General features: G+C 57.9%; 15 protein-coding genes. 9 read left to right on the forward strand and 6 right to left on the reverse strand.

Annotation, left to right across the window (positions count from 1 at the left end):
* Positions 1-902 precede the first annotated feature (902 nt).
* The 4 genes from KGB28_RS27445 (at position 903) to KGB28_RS27460 (ending at position 3,756) form a co-directional block, all read left to right on the forward strand.
* A complete protein-coding gene (locus tag KGB28_RS27445; RefSeq protein ID WP_223448671.1) occupies positions 903-1,130 on the forward strand; it encodes a hypothetical protein in 228 nt (75 codons plus the stop codon).
* On the forward strand, positions 1,124-1,768 hold the full coding sequence (locus KGB28_RS27450) for an OST-HTH/LOTUS domain-containing protein (protein ID WP_223448672.1): 645 nt from the start codon (positions 1,124-1,126) through the stop codon (positions 1,766-1,768). The genes KGB28_RS27445 and KGB28_RS27450 overlap by 7 nt, the downstream gene beginning before the upstream one ends.
* A gap of 682 nt (positions 1,769-2,450) precedes the next feature.
* Positions 2,451-2,780, forward strand: a complete 330-nt coding sequence (locus KGB28_RS27455) for a hypothetical protein (protein ID WP_150754857.1) — start codon at positions 2,451-2,453, stop codon at positions 2,778-2,780.
* Between the two features lie 268 nt (positions 2,781-3,048).
* A complete protein-coding gene (locus tag KGB28_RS27460) occupies positions 3,049-3,756 on the forward strand; it encodes a DUF2971 domain-containing protein (RefSeq protein WP_223448673.1) in 708 nt (235 codons plus the stop codon).
* Between the two features lie 179 nt (positions 3,757-3,935).
* On the opposite strand, the gene KGB28_RS27465 is transcribed toward KGB28_RS27460, so the two are convergent.
* Positions 3,936-4,433 carry a DUF4411 family protein gene (locus KGB28_RS27465; protein WP_150754859.1) on the reverse strand — a complete coding sequence of 166 codons (498 nt, stop codon included), beginning with the start codon at positions 4,431-4,433 and terminating at the stop codon, positions 3,936-3,938.
* Positions 4,430-5,566 carry an XRE family transcriptional regulator gene (locus tag KGB28_RS27470; RefSeq protein ID WP_223448674.1) on the reverse strand — a complete coding sequence of 379 codons (1,137 nt, stop codon included), beginning with the start codon at positions 5,564-5,566 and terminating at the stop codon, positions 4,430-4,432. The genes KGB28_RS27465 and KGB28_RS27470 overlap by 4 nt, the downstream gene beginning before the upstream one ends.
* Before the next feature lie 685 nt (positions 5,567-6,251).
* Here KGB28_RS27470 and KGB28_RS27475 point away from each other — a divergent pair.
* The 5 genes from KGB28_RS27475 to KGB28_RS27495 all read left to right on the forward strand — a co-directional run bounded on the left by KGB28_RS27475 (position 6,252) and on the right by KGB28_RS27495 (position 12,389).
* Complete coding sequence (locus KGB28_RS27475; RefSeq protein ID WP_223448675.1) at positions 6,252-6,563, forward strand: DUF3077 domain-containing protein; 312 nt, start codon at positions 6,252-6,254, stop codon at positions 6,561-6,563.
* A gap of 699 nt (positions 6,564-7,262) precedes the next feature.
* The gene (locus KGB28_RS27480) at positions 7,263-7,739 is read left to right on the forward strand and encodes a formate dehydrogenase subunit gamma (RefSeq protein WP_223448676.1); all 477 of its coding nucleotides are present in this window, start codon (positions 7,263-7,265) and stop codon (positions 7,737-7,739) included.
* Positions 7,739-9,298 carry a formate dehydrogenase beta subunit gene (locus KGB28_RS27485; RefSeq protein WP_223448677.1) on the forward strand — a complete coding sequence of 520 codons (1,560 nt, stop codon included), beginning with the start codon at positions 7,739-7,741 and terminating at the stop codon, positions 9,296-9,298. The genes KGB28_RS27480 and KGB28_RS27485 overlap by 1 nt, the downstream gene beginning before the upstream one ends.
* Complete coding sequence (gene fdhF / locus KGB28_RS27490) at positions 9,295-12,171, forward strand: formate dehydrogenase subunit alpha (protein ID WP_223448678.1); 2,877 nt, start codon at positions 9,295-9,297, stop codon at positions 12,169-12,171. Before KGB28_RS27485 ends, fdhF begins: the two co-directional genes overlap by 4 nt.
* Positions 12,168-12,389: a formate dehydrogenase subunit delta gene (locus KGB28_RS27495; RefSeq protein WP_046040259.1), complete on the forward strand. Its 222-nt coding sequence runs from the start codon at positions 12,168-12,170 to the stop codon at positions 12,387-12,389. The genes fdhF and KGB28_RS27495 overlap by 4 nt, the downstream gene beginning before the upstream one ends.
* Positions 12,390-12,539: 150 nt before the next feature.
* On the opposite strand, the gene KGB28_RS27500 is transcribed toward KGB28_RS27495, so the two are convergent.
* The 4 genes from KGB28_RS27500 to KGB28_RS27515 all read right to left on the reverse strand — a co-directional run.
* Positions 12,540-12,884 carry a potassium channel family protein gene (locus KGB28_RS27500; protein ID WP_223448679.1) on the reverse strand — a complete coding sequence of 115 codons (345 nt, stop codon included), beginning with the start codon at positions 12,882-12,884 and terminating at the stop codon, positions 12,540-12,542.
* Between the two features lie 316 nt (positions 12,885-13,200).
* Positions 13,201-14,844, reverse strand: coding sequence for a fatty acid--CoA ligase (locus KGB28_RS27505; protein ID WP_223448680.1), 1,644 nt, complete (start codon positions 14,842-14,844; stop codon positions 13,201-13,203).
* Positions 14,845-14,868: 24 nt separating this feature from the next.
* Positions 14,869-16,647, reverse strand: a complete 1,779-nt coding sequence (locus tag KGB28_RS27510) for an acyl-CoA dehydrogenase C-terminal domain-containing protein (RefSeq protein WP_223448681.1) — start codon at positions 16,645-16,647, stop codon at positions 14,869-14,871.
* Between the two features lie 6 nt (positions 16,648-16,653).
* On the reverse strand, positions 16,654-17,741 hold a 1,088-nt coding region (locus tag KGB28_RS27515; protein WP_223448682.1), incomplete at its 5' end, for an efflux RND transporter permease subunit.

Raw genomic sequence — 17,741 nt, forward strand, 5'->3', positions numbered from 1 at the left:
AATCTGAGCCATGATCAAACTCTTCAGTTCAAACATCTTTGGGTTTTGAGAAAACCCTAAACTTGGCTCAGCAATCGTTGGTTACATCTTTGATTTCTCGCGGAGTAACTTGTGATGCTGATAATCTTTTGACTAGCAGTCTGACTCCACAAGCACCCACACGAATTGCTTGATTCAGTTGTTAAAGAGCGGTTGGTTAAGATCTTTCGTCTCAACCGAGGCGTGCACTCTACAGCAAACCCCTTTAAGCAGCACCCTTAAAAGCTTCTGATTTTAATAATAAAATCAACTACTTAAGCAAAAACCAGCATCAAGCTGCTCGTTAGCGGGAGGCGAATACTACAGCATTAAAATACGTGGTCAACCCCTGTCTAGAAATTCTTTTCCCTTACCAAAGAGCCTAGGTTGCCACTATGAAAACTTCCAAGGTCTGTACAAAACATCAGGGCAGCAGAGTACCCAGACCACGTCGTCACTAAGTCGCCCCTTATTTCGTAGACGCTGACTGACCGCTTTTGGCTGTGGATTGCCGCCTGTCGCGACAGGCTGAAAACGACCCAGGCTGTGTAAAAACGCAGACGCCGTTTTGAAGTCCTCGCTTCTACGTTGAATCTGCAAACGTCCGGTTAGTTAGCAGACCTGGATTTTGCGTAGGTGCGTGCTTTTCGCGCCGATTTTCATTGCCGCGCCTGCCTTAAAATGTTTTTACACAGCCTCGCCCCATAGCTGTCACTCGCCAGCGGCAGCTGTCGACCGATTCTGTTGAAAAAGTCCGAGCGGATTGACTCAACCTACACTGAGCTTGAAAAGCGTCCGATTTACGCGTTGCTCGTGCTCCTAGCAGGGCGAGAGTATTGCAGTGAATCGCTCCAGCCCTACCACTTATGCCTGAGTCGTTAATCATGGAGGACGTCACTACCATGCCCTCGGATGATGTACCTGCTGTTCAACATATAGTGCAGCGCAAACTCGGACGCTGTCTGTTGCGCTTGCAACAATACGAACGGCAGCTGAAAGCCATTGTCGCGCATGGTGAGCTGAGCGGTCCTGCGGATCGGCTGCCTATCATCCGTGAGCAGAAGGTCGCACGTGCCCAGAACAAGACGATGGGCACGTTGATGGGATGTTGACCGAAAGCTTTCTGTCCCCGCCGCCCCCAAATGAAGAAGAGTCACAGACGGAAGCCGATCTCGGTGACCAGATCTGGCTCAGGTATCGATACCAGTTGGAAATGACAGCCGAGAACTATGAGGCAATGAAGGCCGACCTCAAGGAGCTGGTTGACCTGCGCAATAAAGTGGTTCACCACTTTATTGAGCGTTTCGATCTCTGGTCTGAATCAGGCTGCCAGGCGGCGGTTGGTTTTCTGGAGGAAAGCTACGAAACCATCAATCGGCATTGCCTAAATCTGCAATCCTGGGCCAAACACATGAGTGAGGCACGAGCTAAACTGGCTTCGCTTATGCAGAGCCAGGCATTTGAAGATGCGCTCGTCGACGGTATCAGGGAGGACAGTTCAGTCTTTTGGCCTGGCAATGGGATATGCCGCTGTTTACGTGAAGCAGAAAACAAACTTGCCGAAGATGGCTGGACTCGACTGGAAGTAGCCATCTGCTGGATTGGTGATACCTATCCAGAGCAGACGCCCAAGCGCTACGGTTGCAAAAGCTGGAGGCATGCCCTGTACGAATCACGGCAGTTCGAAATACGAAAATCCCAAGCTGATAACGAACCTACTGCCGTCTGGTATCGCAGCAAGGTCAGTTGAATGGGAAACTGAATCCTCCTTTCTTTTGTAAGCGCGCTGAGTGACTGCTCCTAGCCGACTTCTGCCTGTCACTACCGTCAGCTTTGGGTCCAGGCTGTGTAAAAACGCAGACACTGTCTTGAAGTCTGTGTCGCTACGTAAAATCTGCCAATGATTGGTGTATCAGCGGACCTGAAATTTGTGTAGGAACGCGATTTTCGTTCTGGTTCTGACTGTCAAACCTGCTCTAAACCGTTTTTACACAGCCTCGGTCGTTTTCTGCCTGTCATGACTGACATGTTTGGGTCGACAGTTGCCTATAGCGGCAGGCCAGACTCCACCGAACCCGATTGCTTTGTTGACAGCAATGACTCACACAACATGCATCTCGTCGGAAATCAGAAAGGCGAAATCTGGAGTCTTCCATCCACCAAGTTCCATTGATATAAATCACTCAAATTTACACTTTTCCGTATATTAAAAAGTGTACATGTGCTTTTATAGATATTAATCAAATGCTTAACCTATTCTTCGAGTCCCCCTCGGGCACCAAAATTAAGAAAGGTCTTGCTTTGCAAGGCCTTTTTTTTCGTCTGCAAAAAAGCTACCTCGCCCGTGTAGGAGCTGCCGAAGGCTGCGATCTTTTGATCTTGCTCTTCCACTCAACCCAAAATGGCGGAACATTTCACAAGGATTCCCCCCCATGGAATTGCAGCTGGAAACCGTTGCCCTCTTCTCACTCAAATTGGCTTATGAATCGGAAGGTCAGAGTCCGATTTTGCGTGATGATTTGGTGATGGGGGATTATCAGCGGGATGTGTTTGAGTTGCTGGTGCGGCGGGGGGATGTCGAGACGATTCAGTTGAAGGTGGATGAGTGTGTGGGGTTGGCGCTGGAGGCCATCGGGGGTGTGGATAAGCCGTTGGGGCGTGAATTGCAGAGGTTGGCGGGTGAATTTTCCAGCATTCAGATGATGGAGCAGCTTGGTGGCCCGCTCATTGCGCTCAAGGATTATCTGAAAGACATTCAATGAATGAAGGCCTCAACCAAAAACGCGGGAACGCCCAATAGCTTGACCGACGCTGATCGCCGCGTCTTGCTCAATAATAAATTCGCCCCTTCCCCCCCCTTCAAACAAGAGAGCACCATTGCGCATTTTCAAGTATCTGCATCCAGACCGAATCGATGTATTAGAAGCATGCAGGATTTGCGTCTCCTCGCCCCTAAACCTGAACGATCCATTTGAGTTGAAACCTCCTCTACGCCTCTTTGGTTCCGATGAATTGATGCTGAATTAGGCTATGAAATTCTTGCCAGAAATGGCAGCGGAATCTTACGACAAGATGCCCTCCGAAGTTCAGGTGCTGTTTTCGAGGGACCAATTTTTAGAAATTATCCAAACACTGTTGCTTTCTAAAGAAGGCGGCCTTTCAGACACGATCAATAAATTGATGCCTGAAATAGCAAAACGCTTCAATACAACGACTGAGCAGCGTATGGGCATCCTTTGTCTCTCCGAGACCCACGATAACCTTCTGATGTGGGCGCATTACGGCTGCTCACATGAAGGTTTCGTAATTGAATTCGACTCAGAGGCCGCTTTTTTCAATCAAAAACGTTCTGAAGTTGATGAACTCAGAAGCTTGCGTCCTGTGATTTACTCACCGATCAGGCCAACGCTAACATTCTCAGAAGCTAAAGATATGTCCGCACTGCTCACCAAAAGTGATCACTGGAGCTACGAGCGAGAGTGGAGAATAATGTTGGACTTAAACGATGCTTCGGCGGTGATCTCTGTTGGTGACAAACGCTTCCATCTTTTTGACTTTCATCCTCAAACCATAAAATCAGTAATTTTTGGTTCTAGGATGTCTCAAGCGAAGAAAGATGAGATCTCAAAGCTGATAACCGAAAGATCATCACTGGAGCACATTAACTGCTTTCAGGCAGAAGTCGATGATACATTTTTCAAGCTAAACATTTTCTCAGCGAAGCCAACCATATCTTGAGCTATTGAAGATTGATGGTACCTGATGATGCGTGATGGGAGTGCTGAATCTAACAGCAGACAACATGAAACTCTGCGCCTTACAGTTTCTCTCCGAAGAAGGAGAAAAGTGGGTAAATTCACTTCCACCCACTCTGCTAAAAACCTCAAGCTCCAAATGATTTTGGCACGTCATTTACATCAAGCCGGTAACACAAACCTTGCCTCAAGCCTATGCAACAACTCAAACGTATTCAAAAAAGGAACATTAAGCTCTCGACAAATATTGGGAATGATGAATTTTCGTTTAACGTCGAGGTTCAGCACTTCATGAGTAACGACTGTAGCCCCTGTAGTCATTGCCTTCGCAATTAACCAAGGGTCAGCACCCGCTAGAAACTCTTCCATTGCGCCTATTTTCATCTTAGGCGCTTGATCTACCACAAACCCCGCAATCTGCGCGAATGCCAGTTGCGTATCCTGATCGGTGGTAGAGTGAAAGAAATCGGAATTGTCCTTCGCCCAACCCGCCAGGTCGTCATGCCCTTTTGTTAACTCATCCATTACAGGTGCAATGCTGGCTAAAGCTAATGCTTTATTTTTAAGTAATAACCATTGCCAAAATCCAGGACAGATAGCCATTCCGTAGTAACGGTTCTTCGCTTCGATCAGTGTGTTAGCGTCGAGTAGATGATTCATTCCGTGATCTTGCTGGCGAGAGTCCTTAATTTGGCAGGTTGCACGCCGAGCAAATGTCCCGCATCGCGCAGCAGCATCCGACCACTCATTGCTTCACTCAGCACTGCCTTGCTTAGGCGAGGGCTGTTTTTCGCGGTGGCATTACGGTAATAGTCACCCGCTCCACCTTTTTCATCCTGGAAAGCCTTGAGGATCATTCGATAGTAAGCGCTGTATTGCGCTTGGCTTATATATCCAAGATCCAATGCGCGGCGCCCGATAGCTAATTTACTGATATGAAACCGATTGGCTAGCGGAGCTAAATTGTCTTCCCAGTTAACATCCGGGTTCCATAGGGCACGGAATTGGGCTTCGGGAGCCAGAAACTCACCTGCAACTGCATTGCAGAAACGCTCCTCGTCTCGACCATTGGCGGTATTTCCGTCAGATACTCCACTGCTACCAATCCAGATATGGGCCAGCTCATGAAGTAAGGTGAACAGCCTGGCGGTGGGAGCGTCGGAGCTGTTGATAAATACGACGGGGGCGTAGGCATTGCTGATGGCAAAACCCCGAAACTCGCTCACTTCAAGTTTGCGGTGAGTATTCCCCAAAGCAATTCCACTGCGCATAACCAAAATGCCAGCCGTTTCCGCTGCCTCGATCAAGGCACGGCTGTATTTTTCGTAATCCAATTGAGCAATGTCAGGGTTCACGCCGAGGACCCGGCGGATATCGTCCACCACCTCTCTGACTTGAGATCGACTACTGAAGCGACCTACAAATGCCAGCGGTTGATGCTCCTGGTGTTGCAGATACTCCAGATACCAGTCCTGCTTACGTATGGCATCCCTTACGGTATCCAACAGTTCCAAAGTGGGACGTTGAGGAGCAATCCCTCCCACTATCCGCAGATCAGGTAAAGGCAGTTGTTCGACGGGAGGCTGCTGTAGAAACAGGAATCCGAAAGGGATGTGAGCGACACTCGCCCACTTTTGAGCCTGAAGGAATGTTGGTTTGGTCTCGCCAGCCTCCCATTCCTGTACTCGATCAGGTTTTACTGGCAGCTTTTTAGCAACCTGCTCAGTGGAGAGACCTGCGCGCTCCCGAGACCAGGTGAGCAGGCTTGGATTGACGTAGGCAGCTTGACTCATAGGGTCGCAGGCAAATCAGATGTGGCCGGCAAGCGTTCGAGGGCATGCTTGGTGGATGCACTCAATTGACGCTGATTCCAGCTATCTGGCATTGCCTTTCTCCTTGGCTGTTTGAGGTCTGGTGGCAGCGACTACAGATTAGTCGATAAGCAGAACGGTAGGAGCGCGCGATTATGAGGTAAATCCGCAACGACCCGAAGCTCAAATATGTAACCCGCGGACAGATGGCATTGCCCTATTTCCAGAGCGCCGCCGCGCCGTCATCACGCGGATATCCCAAAGACTGACCACATAATCAACCTGCGCGCTCGAAGGTTGCAGCAAAACGATCTGAGCGATACCCTCCCCACCGTCGCTGCAAATTCAGCGACCGGGCTTGGTAACCCGAGGTAAATCACTGCGCAACAGTGCCATGCGTTCGCAGGCGCTTTTTTTCGCCTGCGATCTGCTTTATGGCGGCTGTGCGTGGGACGTCTTCAGACGTGCCGGTTTCCTTGATTTCCCGGTTTACCAACCTGCGCACAGCTGCCACCCATTCGCTTGGTAACGAATTGTGGCAGCTCTTCAAATTAAGGAGCTTCGCAATGCGCAGTATGAATCCGTTTGAAATTTGGCTTTACCCTCTACGCAATTCCCAATCGCGTAACGCCCTCCCCCATTGCCTCTCCATCCTCGGAGGTGGCCAATGACTGAACAACCTGAACTCAAAACCATCGGCCTGACACCTGCCATCTATTGCGCGGATCAAGCGCTGTTCCATGTCACTCGCGGGGTTCCTCTTGGCGATGCGTTGTCCATGGCTTCCGATTTTCTGTTCCTGGCCAAAACACTCACTGAAGATGCCGCTTATGCCAGAGACACTGATCGTCACGCTTGGGCTGCGCATTATCTGACTTCGATGAGCAAGGCGTTGGTGGATGATGCGGTGAAGGTGCTGACGCGGGACCGGGGGATTGGGTCCACGGCTACGCGGGCGGCGGCGAAGGCTGAAGCTTAGTGGTTTAGGCCTCTGGGGTGTGGGTGGCTTGCGATGGTGGCAGCTGATTCAGCATTTATGTTGGCTGGACTGGCGCTTTCGCGGGCAAGCCCGCTCCTACAGGGATTGCGGTGAACTGGCAGGCATTGTTTGGCCCCAGTGGGTGAGTGGGCTGTGATTGCGGTGCACCACCAGCATTGATGGTGGTTGGGCTGACGCTATCGCGAGCAAGCTCGCTCCCACAGGGGGCTTTGTGTGTTTAGTGGGATTTGGGATTAGCCCCGGGGGTTTCGGGGCTTTTGATTGCTTGGTTTCGAAGTAAATGCTGGGGAATCGGTTTTGAGATTTTCCGCCCCCGAGTCCTTCCAGTGGGCTTGATCGTCACCTTCTCCACAGGCAATTCGCTGTGCATAACTCCAGCAACCTCCCCTCTGGCACGGCGCCTGATGCCGCATTCTTCTAGACTCAATACAAGGTCGTAGACAGAACCAAACACGTCGCTCTGGTGCAGCCGATTCAAGGGCCGCGTGGCAATCTGGCTTTTATGCCCCTATTGAGGTGCGGCGAAGACCGTGCCGGGCGCAACAAGATGCCCGCTCAGGGTGCCCTGGCCGACGGTCTGTAGATGCCACGATACCGTGACGTGGTGTGAATGCCGCAGCCGACACTTTCGGACAACCGACAACCGCCTGGTTTGTCCGTGACCGTGAGGATTGCTGAATGCCTGATGAGTTGTTGCACCTGCCTGTGGTCAACAGTCTGCTGGAGCGCCATAAGGGCACCCCGGGTGCGCTGTTGCCCATTCTTCATGATATTCAGGAGCGCATCGGTTACATCCCCGATGTCGCCGTCCCCGAGATTGCCCATGCCCTCAACCTGAGCCAGGCCGAGGTTCGTGGGGTGATCAGTTTTTACCATGACTTCCGTACTGCGCCGCCTGCGCGGCATATCCTGCGTCTGTGCCGGGCCGAGTCGTGCCAGAGCCGTGGCGCCGAGCAGCTTGCCGCGCAGTTGCGTGAGCGGCTGCAGCTGGACGATCACGGCAGCAGTGCCGATGGCAGCATCAGTTTGCGTCCGGTGTATTGCCTGGGTGCCTGTGCCTGTTCACCGGCTCTGGAGCTGGATGGACGGGTGCATGCGCGGCTCAGTGCCGAGCGGCTGGATGCGTTGCTCGATGCTTGCCGGGAGGACGCGTGATGCCAGCTTTCTATCTGTCCGGTGATTCGGTGGCCCGTGCCGTGGGTGCCGAAGACGTTGTGGTAGCCCTTATCACCCATGCCCGGGGACGCGTTGTGCCCCTGGAGATACAACGCACCAGTTCGCGTGGCCTGTACTGGCTGGAACCGCTGCTGGAAGTGGACACGCCGCAAGGCCGTTTCGGTTTCGGCCCGATGACCGCGGACGATGTGCCGTCAGTGCTTGAAGCCCTCAAAGGCGAGCCGTCTTCGCATCCACTGGCCTTGGGCCTGGTGGAAGAGTTGCCTTATCTGAAGACTCAACAACGACTGCTGTTCGCCCGCGCCGGCATCACCCGTCCGCTGTACCTCGATGATTACCTGGATCATGGCGGTTTCGAGGGTTTGAAAAGAGCCATCGCCATCGGTGGCGAACAGACTGCGACTGAGGTGTTCGATTCGGGCCTGCGTGGCCGTGGCGGCGCGGCCTTCCCGGCCGGGATCAAATGGCGCACGGTGCGCGGCACTCAGGCTGCGCAGAAGTACATTGTGTGCAACGCAGACGAAGGCGACTCCGGCACTTTCGCCGACCGCATGTTGATGGAAGGCGACCCCTTCTTGCTGATTGAAGGCATGGCCATTGCTGGCCTGTGCGTTGGCGCCACCTACGGCTACATCTATGTGCGCTCGGAATATCCAGATGCCGTGATCATCCTGCGCAACGCGATTCAGATTGCCCGGTCGAACGGTTACCTGGGCGCCAATGTCGGCGGCAGCGGCTTGGCTTTCGATATGGAAGTGCGTGTCGGTGCCGGTGCTTACATCTGCGGTGAAGAAACCGCGCTGCTGGACTCCCTCGAAGGCAAGCGCGGGATCGTCCGCGCCAAGCCGCCGATTCCGGCCTTGCAGGGGTTGTTCGGCCTGCCGACGCTGGTGCACAACGTGCTGACACTCGCCTCGGTGCCGCTGATTCTGGCCAAGGGTGCGCAGTTCTACCGCGATTACGGCATGGGCCGTTCCCTGGGCACCATGCCCTTCCAGTTGGCGGGCAATGTGCGTCGCGGCGGTCTGGTGGAGCGGGCCTTTGGCCTGACCCTGCGGGAACTGGTGGAAGACTACGGCGGCGGTACAGCCAGTGGCCGGCCGCTGAAGGCTGCGCAGGTGGGTGGTCCGCTCGGCGCCTGGGTTCCGCCTTCGCAATTCGACACGCCGCTGGATTACGAAGCCTTTATGGCCATCGGCGCGATGCTCGGTCACGGTGGTGTGGTGGTGGCGGACGACACCCTGGACATGGCCCACATGGCGCGTTTCGCCATGCAGTTCTGCGCCGAGGAATCCTGTGGCAAATGCACGCCGTGCCGTATCGGTTCGACCCGGGGCGTCGAGGTGATCGACCGTCTGCTGGCCGCGCCTGACCAGAACAGTCGCAACGAGCAGGTGATCATCCTCAAGGACCTGTGTGACACCCTGCAATACGGTTCGCTGTGCGCGTTGGGCGGCATGACGTCTTATCCCGTGGCCAGCGCCCTCAAGCACTTCCCCGCTGACTTCGGTCTGCAAGCCTCGGAGGCCGAGCAATGATCACTCTCTTCGACCCGAAAACCGATATCGACCTCGGCACTCCAGCCCGCGACAGCCAGGTGCAAGTCACCCTGAACATCGATGGCCGCAGCATCAGCGTGCCCGAAGGCACCTCGGTGATGCGTGCCGCCGCGTTGCTGGGCACCACCATTCCCAAACTCTGCGCCACCGACAGCCTGGAAGCCTTCGGCTCCTGCCGCATGTGTCTGGTGGAGATCGACGGCATGCGCGGTTATCCGGCGTCCTGCACCACACCGGTCAGCGAAGGCATGAGCGTGCACACCCAGACGCCCAAGCTCGCAACGCTGCGGCGCAACGTCATGGAGCTGTACATTTCCGATCACCCGCTGGACTGCCTGACCTGCTCGGCCAACGGCAATTGCGAGCTGCAAACCGTCGCCGGCCAGGTTGGCCTGCGGGAAGTGCGTTATGGCTATGAAGGCGAGAACCATCTGGCCGACGTGAAGGACACGTCCAACCCCTACTTCGACTACGACCCGAGCAAGTGCATCGTCTGCAACCGCTGCGTGCGAGCCTGTGAAGAAACCCAGGGCACCTTTGCCCTGACCATTACCGGGCGCGGTTTTGAATCCCGTGTCGCGGCCGCCGGTGGCGAGAACTTCCTCGATTCGGAATGCGTGTCCTGCGGCGCCTGTGTGCAGGCCTGCCCTACAGCGACGCTGATGGAAAAAAGCGTGGTCGAACTGGGGCAGCCCGAACGCAGTGTGATCACCACTTGCGCCTATTGCGGCGTGGGCTGCTCGTTCCGCGCCGAGATGAAAGGCGACCAGCTGGTGCGCATGGTTCCGGACAAGAACGGCCAGGCCAACCACGGCCACTCCTGCGTCAAAGGGCGCTTTGCCTGGGGCTACGCCACGCACCCGGACCGCATCACCAAACCGATGATCCGCAAACACATCAGCGACCCGTGGCAGGAAGTCAGCTGGGATGAAGCGGTGACCTACGCCGCCAGCGAATTCCGTCGCTTGCAGCAAAAATATGGCCGCGACTCCATTGGTGGCATCACTTCCAGCCGCTGCACCAACGAAGAAACCTACCTAGTACAGAAACTGGTGCGCGCCGCCTTCGGCAACAACAACGTCGACACCTGTGCGCGGGTCTGCCACTCGCCGACCGGTTATGGTCTGAAGCAAACGTTGGGCGAGTCCGCCGGCACCCAGAGTTTCGACTCGGTGATGCAGGCCGACGTGATCCTGGTGATGGGTGCCAACCCCAGCGACGCCCACCCGGTGTTCGCCTCCCAACTCAAACGCCGCCTGCGTGAAGGCGCGCGGCTGATCGTCATCGACCCACGACGCATTGATCTGGTGGATACGGTGCATGCCCGCGCCGAGTATCACCTGGCCCTGCGCCCCGGTACCAACGTCGCCATGCTCAATGCGCTGGCTCATGTGATTGTCACTGAAGGACTGCTCAAACAAGACTTTATCGACTCCCGTTGTGAGCCTGGCGATTTCGCCCAGTGGAGCGAGTTCGTCAGCCGTGCGGATAACTCGCCGGAAGCCCTTGGCCCAATCTGCGGTGTACCCGCTGCCGACATCCGTGCCGCTGCGCGCCTGTATGCCACCGGTGGCAATGCGGCGATCTACTACGGTTTGGGCGTCACCGAACACAGTCAGGGCAGTACTTCGGTGATGGGCATCGCCAACCTGGCCATGGCCACCGGCAACATCGGCCGCGAAGGCGTGGGCGTGAACCCGCTGCGCGGACAGAACAACGTCCAGGGCTCCTGCGACATGGGTTCCTTCCCCCATGAGCTGCCCGGCTACCGGCACGTCTCCAACGAGGTGGTACGGGCGCAGTTCGAACAGGCCTGGAACGTCACCCTGCAACCCGACCCGGGCCTGCGTATCCCCAACATGTTCGAGGCAGCCTTGGGCGGCAGCTTCAAGGGCCTGTATTGCCAAGGCGAAGACATCGCCCAGAGCGACCCCAATACCCAGCACGTCACCGCGGCTCTGTCGGCCATGGAATGCATAGTGGTGCAGGATATTTTCCTCAACGAAACCGCCAAGTTCGCCCACGTGTTCCTGCCGGGCTGCTCGTTCCTGGAAAAAGACGGCACCTTCACCAACGCCGAGCGACGCATCTCCCGGGTGCGCAAGGTCATGGACCCGCTGGGCGGCAAGGCCGACTGGGAAGGCACGGTGGCGCTGGCCAATGCCCTCGGTTACCCGATGAACTACAAACATCCGTCGCAAATCATGGATGAAATCGCCAGCCTCACGCCGACTTTCACCAACGTCAGCTACGCCGAACTGGACCGCCACGGCAGCCTGCAATGGCCGTGCAACGCCGAGGCACCGGACGGCACGCCGACCATGCACATCGAAGAGTTTGTGCGCGGCAAGGGGCGCTTCATGCTCACCGGCTACGTGCCTACCGAGGAAAAGGTCAACAGTCGCTACCCGCTGCTGCTGACCACCGGGCGCATCCTCAGCCAGTACAACGTCGGTGCCCAGACCCGACGTACCGACAACGTCGCCTGGCATGACGAAGACCGCCTGGAAATCCACCCGACCGACGCCGAGAGCCGTGGCATCAACGAAGGTGACTGGGTCGGCATTGGCAGCCGCGCCGGGCAGACCGTGCTGCGGGCGCGGATCACCGAACGGGTCGCGCCGGGCGTGGTGTACACCACCTTCCACTTCCCGGAATCGGGCGCCAACGTGATCACCACCGACAACTCCGACTGGGCCACTAACTGTCCGGAGTACAAGGTCACCGCCGTGGAAGTCAGCCGCGTCTACCACCCTTCGGAGTGGCAGAAGCGCTTCCAGGAGTTCAGCGATGAACAGCATCGTCTGCTCAAGGACCGGGCCCGTGGCGCCAAAGCGGAGGTACGCCGATGAGTACTGACAACCTGATCAAGATGGCCAACCAGATCGCCCAGTACTTCGCCAGCCAGCCGGACCAGCAACAGGCGGTGCTCAGCGTGCGCAATCATATGCAGATGTACTGGGCGCCGAGCATGCGCAAGGAGTTGCTGGCCTGGCAGACGGAGCATCAGGGGGCGGATTTGCACCCGCTGGTGCAGGCGGCGGTGACTGGGGCGGGCTGGGAGGCTTAGTCTGGAGGATCCCGATTGAATAACTGTGGGAGCGGGCTTGCTCGCGAAGGCGTCAGTTCAGGCGACATCGATGTTGAATGTACTGGCCTCTTCGCGAGCAAGCCCGCTCCCACAGGGGGTTGTGTGTTTGCTTCACACGGTTGACCTCCCCTACTCTTCCTTCTGCCGTGACGCCGTCACGGTCACTTCAATCGCCCGGACACTGATCGCCGCGAATGTCGCGGTCATCAGCACGCCGTTGAAACCCAGCAGGATCGCCAGCACTCGCGACACACCCAGCTTGGGCACCAGCTCTCCATAGCCGATGGTCAGGCCCGTCACGAAGGCGAAGTAGACACCGTCAAAAGGCCCCCACCCTTCCAGCTGGGCGATGATGAGGCCAAACGCAATGATCACCAAAAGCAGTACCGAGAAGATCGGCCACACCACTTTGAAATAGAACCAGACGGCTTTGTAGAACTCTTTGCGGACGTTTGATGCACGGGCGAGGTTCATGTCGTGGGCTTCCTTGGGTCTGACTGGCCGGCAGTTGAATGCGCGGCGGTTCAATACCCCGTTCAGCTTGGCACAAGCGCTGAAAACTGCGACCAACGGGGCATTATCTTTGCCGAGGACTATGACAAAGATGACGCCGACCGGGCTATCCAGAAACCGCCTGCTGCTGGACTCGTTGTAGGAGCGAGCTTGCTCGCGATGGTCGTTAACGATTACGCGTGTTTACTGGTTAGACGCGGCGCCCTCAAGTCCATCGCGAGCAAGCTCGCTCCTACAAAAAAGTTGCGACCATCGGCGACGGTGGCAGGCGTATCCCTTAGTTCGCTTCAGTTTCCCGAATCAGCTTCTTGTTGATCTTGCCGACGCTGGTCTTGGGGATTTCGGACACGAACTTGAACTGCTTGGGGATCGCCCATTTGTTGATGCGCCCGCCGTCGACGAAGGCTTGCAAATGCACCTCCAGGATCTTGCGGTCGAGGTATTGCCCCGGCTCGCAGACGACCATGGCCATCGGGCGTTCACCCCATTGTTCGTCGGCAATGCCCACCACGGCGACGGACATCACGCCCGGGTGTTCGCTGATCAGGCTCTCCAGTTCCAGTGAGCTGATCCACTCGCCGCCGGTCTTGATCACGTCCTTGATGCGATCCTTGATTTCCACGCCGCCCAATGGGTCGATCGAGGCCATGTCGCCGGTGTGCAGCCAGCCGTTGTGCCACAGCTCCGCACCTTTGTCCGGGGCTTTCAGATAGCCCTGGGTCAGCCACGGCGCGCGCACCACGATCTCGCCCAGGGACTCACCGTCATGGGCCACGTCATTGCCCTCGGCGTCGATGATCTTCAGGTCGACCAAGGGCACCGGCGTGCCGGTCTTGATGCGGATCGGTAGTTGCGCTTCGGCGGACAGTTGCAGGTCTTCATCGCGCAGGTAGGTCAGGCACAGCAACGGGCAGGTCTCGGACATGCCGTAGCCGGCGTGCACTACCATGCCTTTGGCATTGGCTTCGCTGGCCACGCCCAGGGTCAGCGCGCTGCCACCGAGGAGCATTTTCCAGCCGTCGAAACGGGTCGCCTTGCCTTCTTCGCAGTTGAGGATCATCTGCAAAATGGTCGGCACGCAGTGGGAGAAGGTCACCTTCTCTTCGCGGTACAGCTTGACCAGGCTGTTGGGTTCGTAGCGGCCGGGGTAGACCTGCTTGATGCCCATCAGCGTCGCGACATACGGTACGCCCCAGGCATGCACATGGAACATCGGCGTGATGGGCATGTACACATCGTCGGAACGCAGCAGCGGCTGGCCCTGATAGACGCCCAGGGTGCCGACGGCATTCAGGGTGTGCAGCACCAGTTGCCGGTGGCTGAAGTACACGCCTTTCGGGTCGCCGGTGGTGCCGGTGGTGTAGAACAGCGTGGCGACCGAGTTCTCGTCGAAATCGGGGAAGTCGTACTGGTCCGGGGCCAGGGACAGCAGGTGCTCGTACTCGCCCAGCACTGGCAGCGAAGTGTTGGTCGCCTCGTCATCGGTGAGCTGCAGGTAGCCTTTTACGGTTTCCAGTCGACCGTGGATTTGCTCGACCAGGGGCAGGAAATCATCGTGCACCAGCACCAGGTCATCCTCGGCGTGGTTCATGGTGAACAGCACCTGCTCCGGCGACAGGCGAATGTTCACGGTGTGCAGAACCGCGCCGATCATCGGCACGGCGAAGAAACACTCCAAGTAACGGTGGCTGTCCCAATCGAGCAGGGCCACGGTGTCACCGGCCTTGACCCCGGCCGCCGTCAGCGCATTGGCCAGGCGGCGAATACGCTTGTTGAGGGTCTGGTAGCTGTAGCGCAGCTTGTCGGCGTAGACGATTTCCCGGCCCGGCTCGTAGCGCACGCCGGACAGCAGCAATTGCTTGATCAGCAAGGGATAGGCATAAGCGCCGTCGGCGGGCGGAATTATTTTTGTCGCCATCATGATTAAGGTTCCTTGTTCTTTCGATCAGAACTGATCGGCTTGCAGCTCGTAGAGGCAGTCGCTGCCGGCCTTGGCCGATGCGCTCAACGAGTGGATACGCGGCAGCAACCGGGCGAAGTAGAAACGCGCGGTGGCCAATTTGCTGGTGTAGAACTCGTCCTCGGCGTCGCCGCTCATGACGGCCTTGGCCATGCGTGCCCACATGTAGGCGTACGCGGTGTAGCCGAACACGTGCAGGTACTCGACCGAGGCCGCGCCGATTTCATTCGGGTTGTTTTGGGCCCGGTCCAGCAGCCACGCGGTCAGGTCGTCGAGGGTGGCGACGGCGGCGTTCAGCGGCTGGGTGAACTCGGCAAGATCAGCGCCAGCGTTGGCGGTGAACTCGCGGATTTCCGAGGCGAACAAGCGGTACAGCGCCCCGCCGCTGCCGACGATCTTGCGTCCGGCCAGGTCCAGGGACTGGATGCCGTTGGTGCCTTCGTAGATCTGGGTGATGCGCACATCGCGCACCAGTTGCTCCTGGCCCCATTCGCGGATGTAGCCGTGGCCGCCGAAGACCTGCTGGCCGTGGAGGGTGGTTTCCAGGCCCATGTCGGTGAGAAAGGCCTTGGCCACCGGGGTCAGCAGCGATACCAGGTCCTGCGCGCGCTGGCGTGTCGGGGCGTCTTCGCTGTACTTGGCGATGTCCAGTTGCAGGGCCACGTAGCTGGAGAACGCACGGCCGCCTTCGTTCAAGGCTTTCATGGTCAGCAGCATGCGGCGCACGTCCGGGTGCACGATGATCGGGTCGGCGGCCTTGTCCTTGTGCTGCGCGCCGCTCGGTGCGCGGCTTTGCAGGCGGTCACGGGCGTAGGCGACAGCGTTCTGGTACGAACGCTCGCCCTGGGCCAGGCCCTGGATGCCCACGCCCAGACGCTCGTAGTTCATCATGGTGAACATGGCCGCCAGGCCTTTGTTCGGCGCGTCGACGATCCAGCCGGTGGCGCCGTCGAAGTTCATCACGCAGGTGGCGGAGGCCTTGATGCCCATCTTGTGTTCGATGGAGCCGCAGGACAGTGCGTTGTTTTCACCCAGCGAGCCGTCGGCGTTGACCAGCACTTTCGGCACCAGGAACAGCGAGATGCCTTTCGGCCCGGCCGGTGCATCCGGCAGGCGCGCCAACACCAGATGGATGATGTTTTCGGTCAGGTCGTGCTCACCACCGGTGATGAAGATCTTGCTGCCACTGATGGTGTAGCTGCCGTCAGCCTGGGGTTCGGCCTTGGTGCGGATCAGGCCCAGGTCGGTACCGGAATGGGCTTCGGTCAGGCACATCGAACCGGTCCAGATGCCGGCGTACATGTTCGGCAAATAGGTGGCTTTCAGTTCTTCGCTGGCGTGGGCCTTGATCGACAGGCAGGCGCCGGCGGTCAGCATCGGGTACAGGCCGAACGACAGGCTGGCCGCGTTGACCATCTCTTCGACCTGGGCCGAAATGGCCTTGGGCATGCCCATACCGCCGTACTGCGGATCACCGCCGACACCCACCCAACCGCCTTCGGCGAAGGCTTGATAGGCCTGGGCAAAACCGTCCGGGGCGGTGACCGCGCCGTCGTTCCAGGTGCAACCCTGTTCGTCGCTGGCGCGGTTCAGTGGCGCGATCACTTCGGCGCTGATCTTGCCGGCCTCTTCGAGGATGGCGGCGGCGGTCTCTTCATCGATCACCTCGGCCAGGCCGGGCAATTGTGCCCAGAGCCGGGACACCTGGAAAACCTCGTTGAGGACGAAGCGCATGTCGCGCAGGGGAGCTTTGTAATCAGACATCTTGGCTTACTCGGAAGTGGTCACGGCATGCGGCATGCCAGGACGTTCAGTGGATTCAGTGGTTTCGGTGGCCGCGACAGCACCAGGCTGAGGGGCCCGTTCGCGCAGCAGGAAGTAGGACAGGGCCGGAATCAGGATCAGCGCGCCGAGCATGTTCCACAGGAACATGAAGGTCAGCAGGATGCCCATGTCGGCCTGGAACTTGATCGGCGACCAGACCCAGCACACCACGCCAGCGGCCAGAGTGATGCCCACCAGCCCGACCACGCGGCCGGTGAAGGACACGGCGTTGCGGTAGGCCTCGGACAGCGGCAAGCCCTGGCGCTGGAAGTGCAACTGCACGCTGAGCAGGTACAAGGCGTAGTCCACGCCGATGCCCACGCCGAGGGCGATCACCGGCAGGGTCGCGACTTTCACGCCGATGCCCATGGCCACCATCAAGGCTTCGCAGAGGATCGAGGTCAGCACCAGCGGCAACAGGGCCACCAGCGTGGCGCGCCAGCTGCGGAAGGTGATCAGGCAGAACAGCGTCACCGCCGCGTAGACGTACAGCAGCATGGTGCGGTTGGCTTCGCGGACCACGATGTTGGTCGCGGCTTCAATACCGGCGGTGCCGGCGGCGAGCAGGAACTGGCGATCCGCGGTGCTGTTTTCCTTGGCGAACTGGTCGGCAATCGCCACCACCGCGTCCAGGGTCTCGGCCTTGTGATCCTTGAGGAAGGTGATCACCGGCATCAGCGAGCAGTCGGTGTTGAACAGCTCCGGCGAGTTGACCGAGGCTTGCTGGGCGGCGTAGTTGAGCACGTCCTGGTTGCGCTGGATGCTGTTGAGCTTGGGGTTGCCTTCGTAGGTGCCGGCGGTGATCTGGCGTACCGCGTTGACCAAGGACGCGGTCGCCTGCACACCCGGATACTGTTGCAGCTCCCAGGCCAGGCGGTCGGCGAGGACCAGGGTCTTGTAGTTCAGACAGCCTTCCGGCGCGGTCTTGATCATCACCGCGAACAGGTCGCTGGACAGCGCGTAATGCTGGGTGATGTAGGCGTTGTCGCGGTTGTAGCGCGAGTCGGCGCGCAACTCCGGCGCCCCGCTGTCCA

The sequence above is a fragment of the Pseudomonas sp. BF-R-19 genome (assembly GCF_019956445.1).
In the GTDB taxonomy this organism is placed as follows: domain Bacteria; phylum Pseudomonadota; class Gammaproteobacteria; order Pseudomonadales; family Pseudomonadaceae; genus Aquipseudomonas; species Aquipseudomonas fluorescens_BH.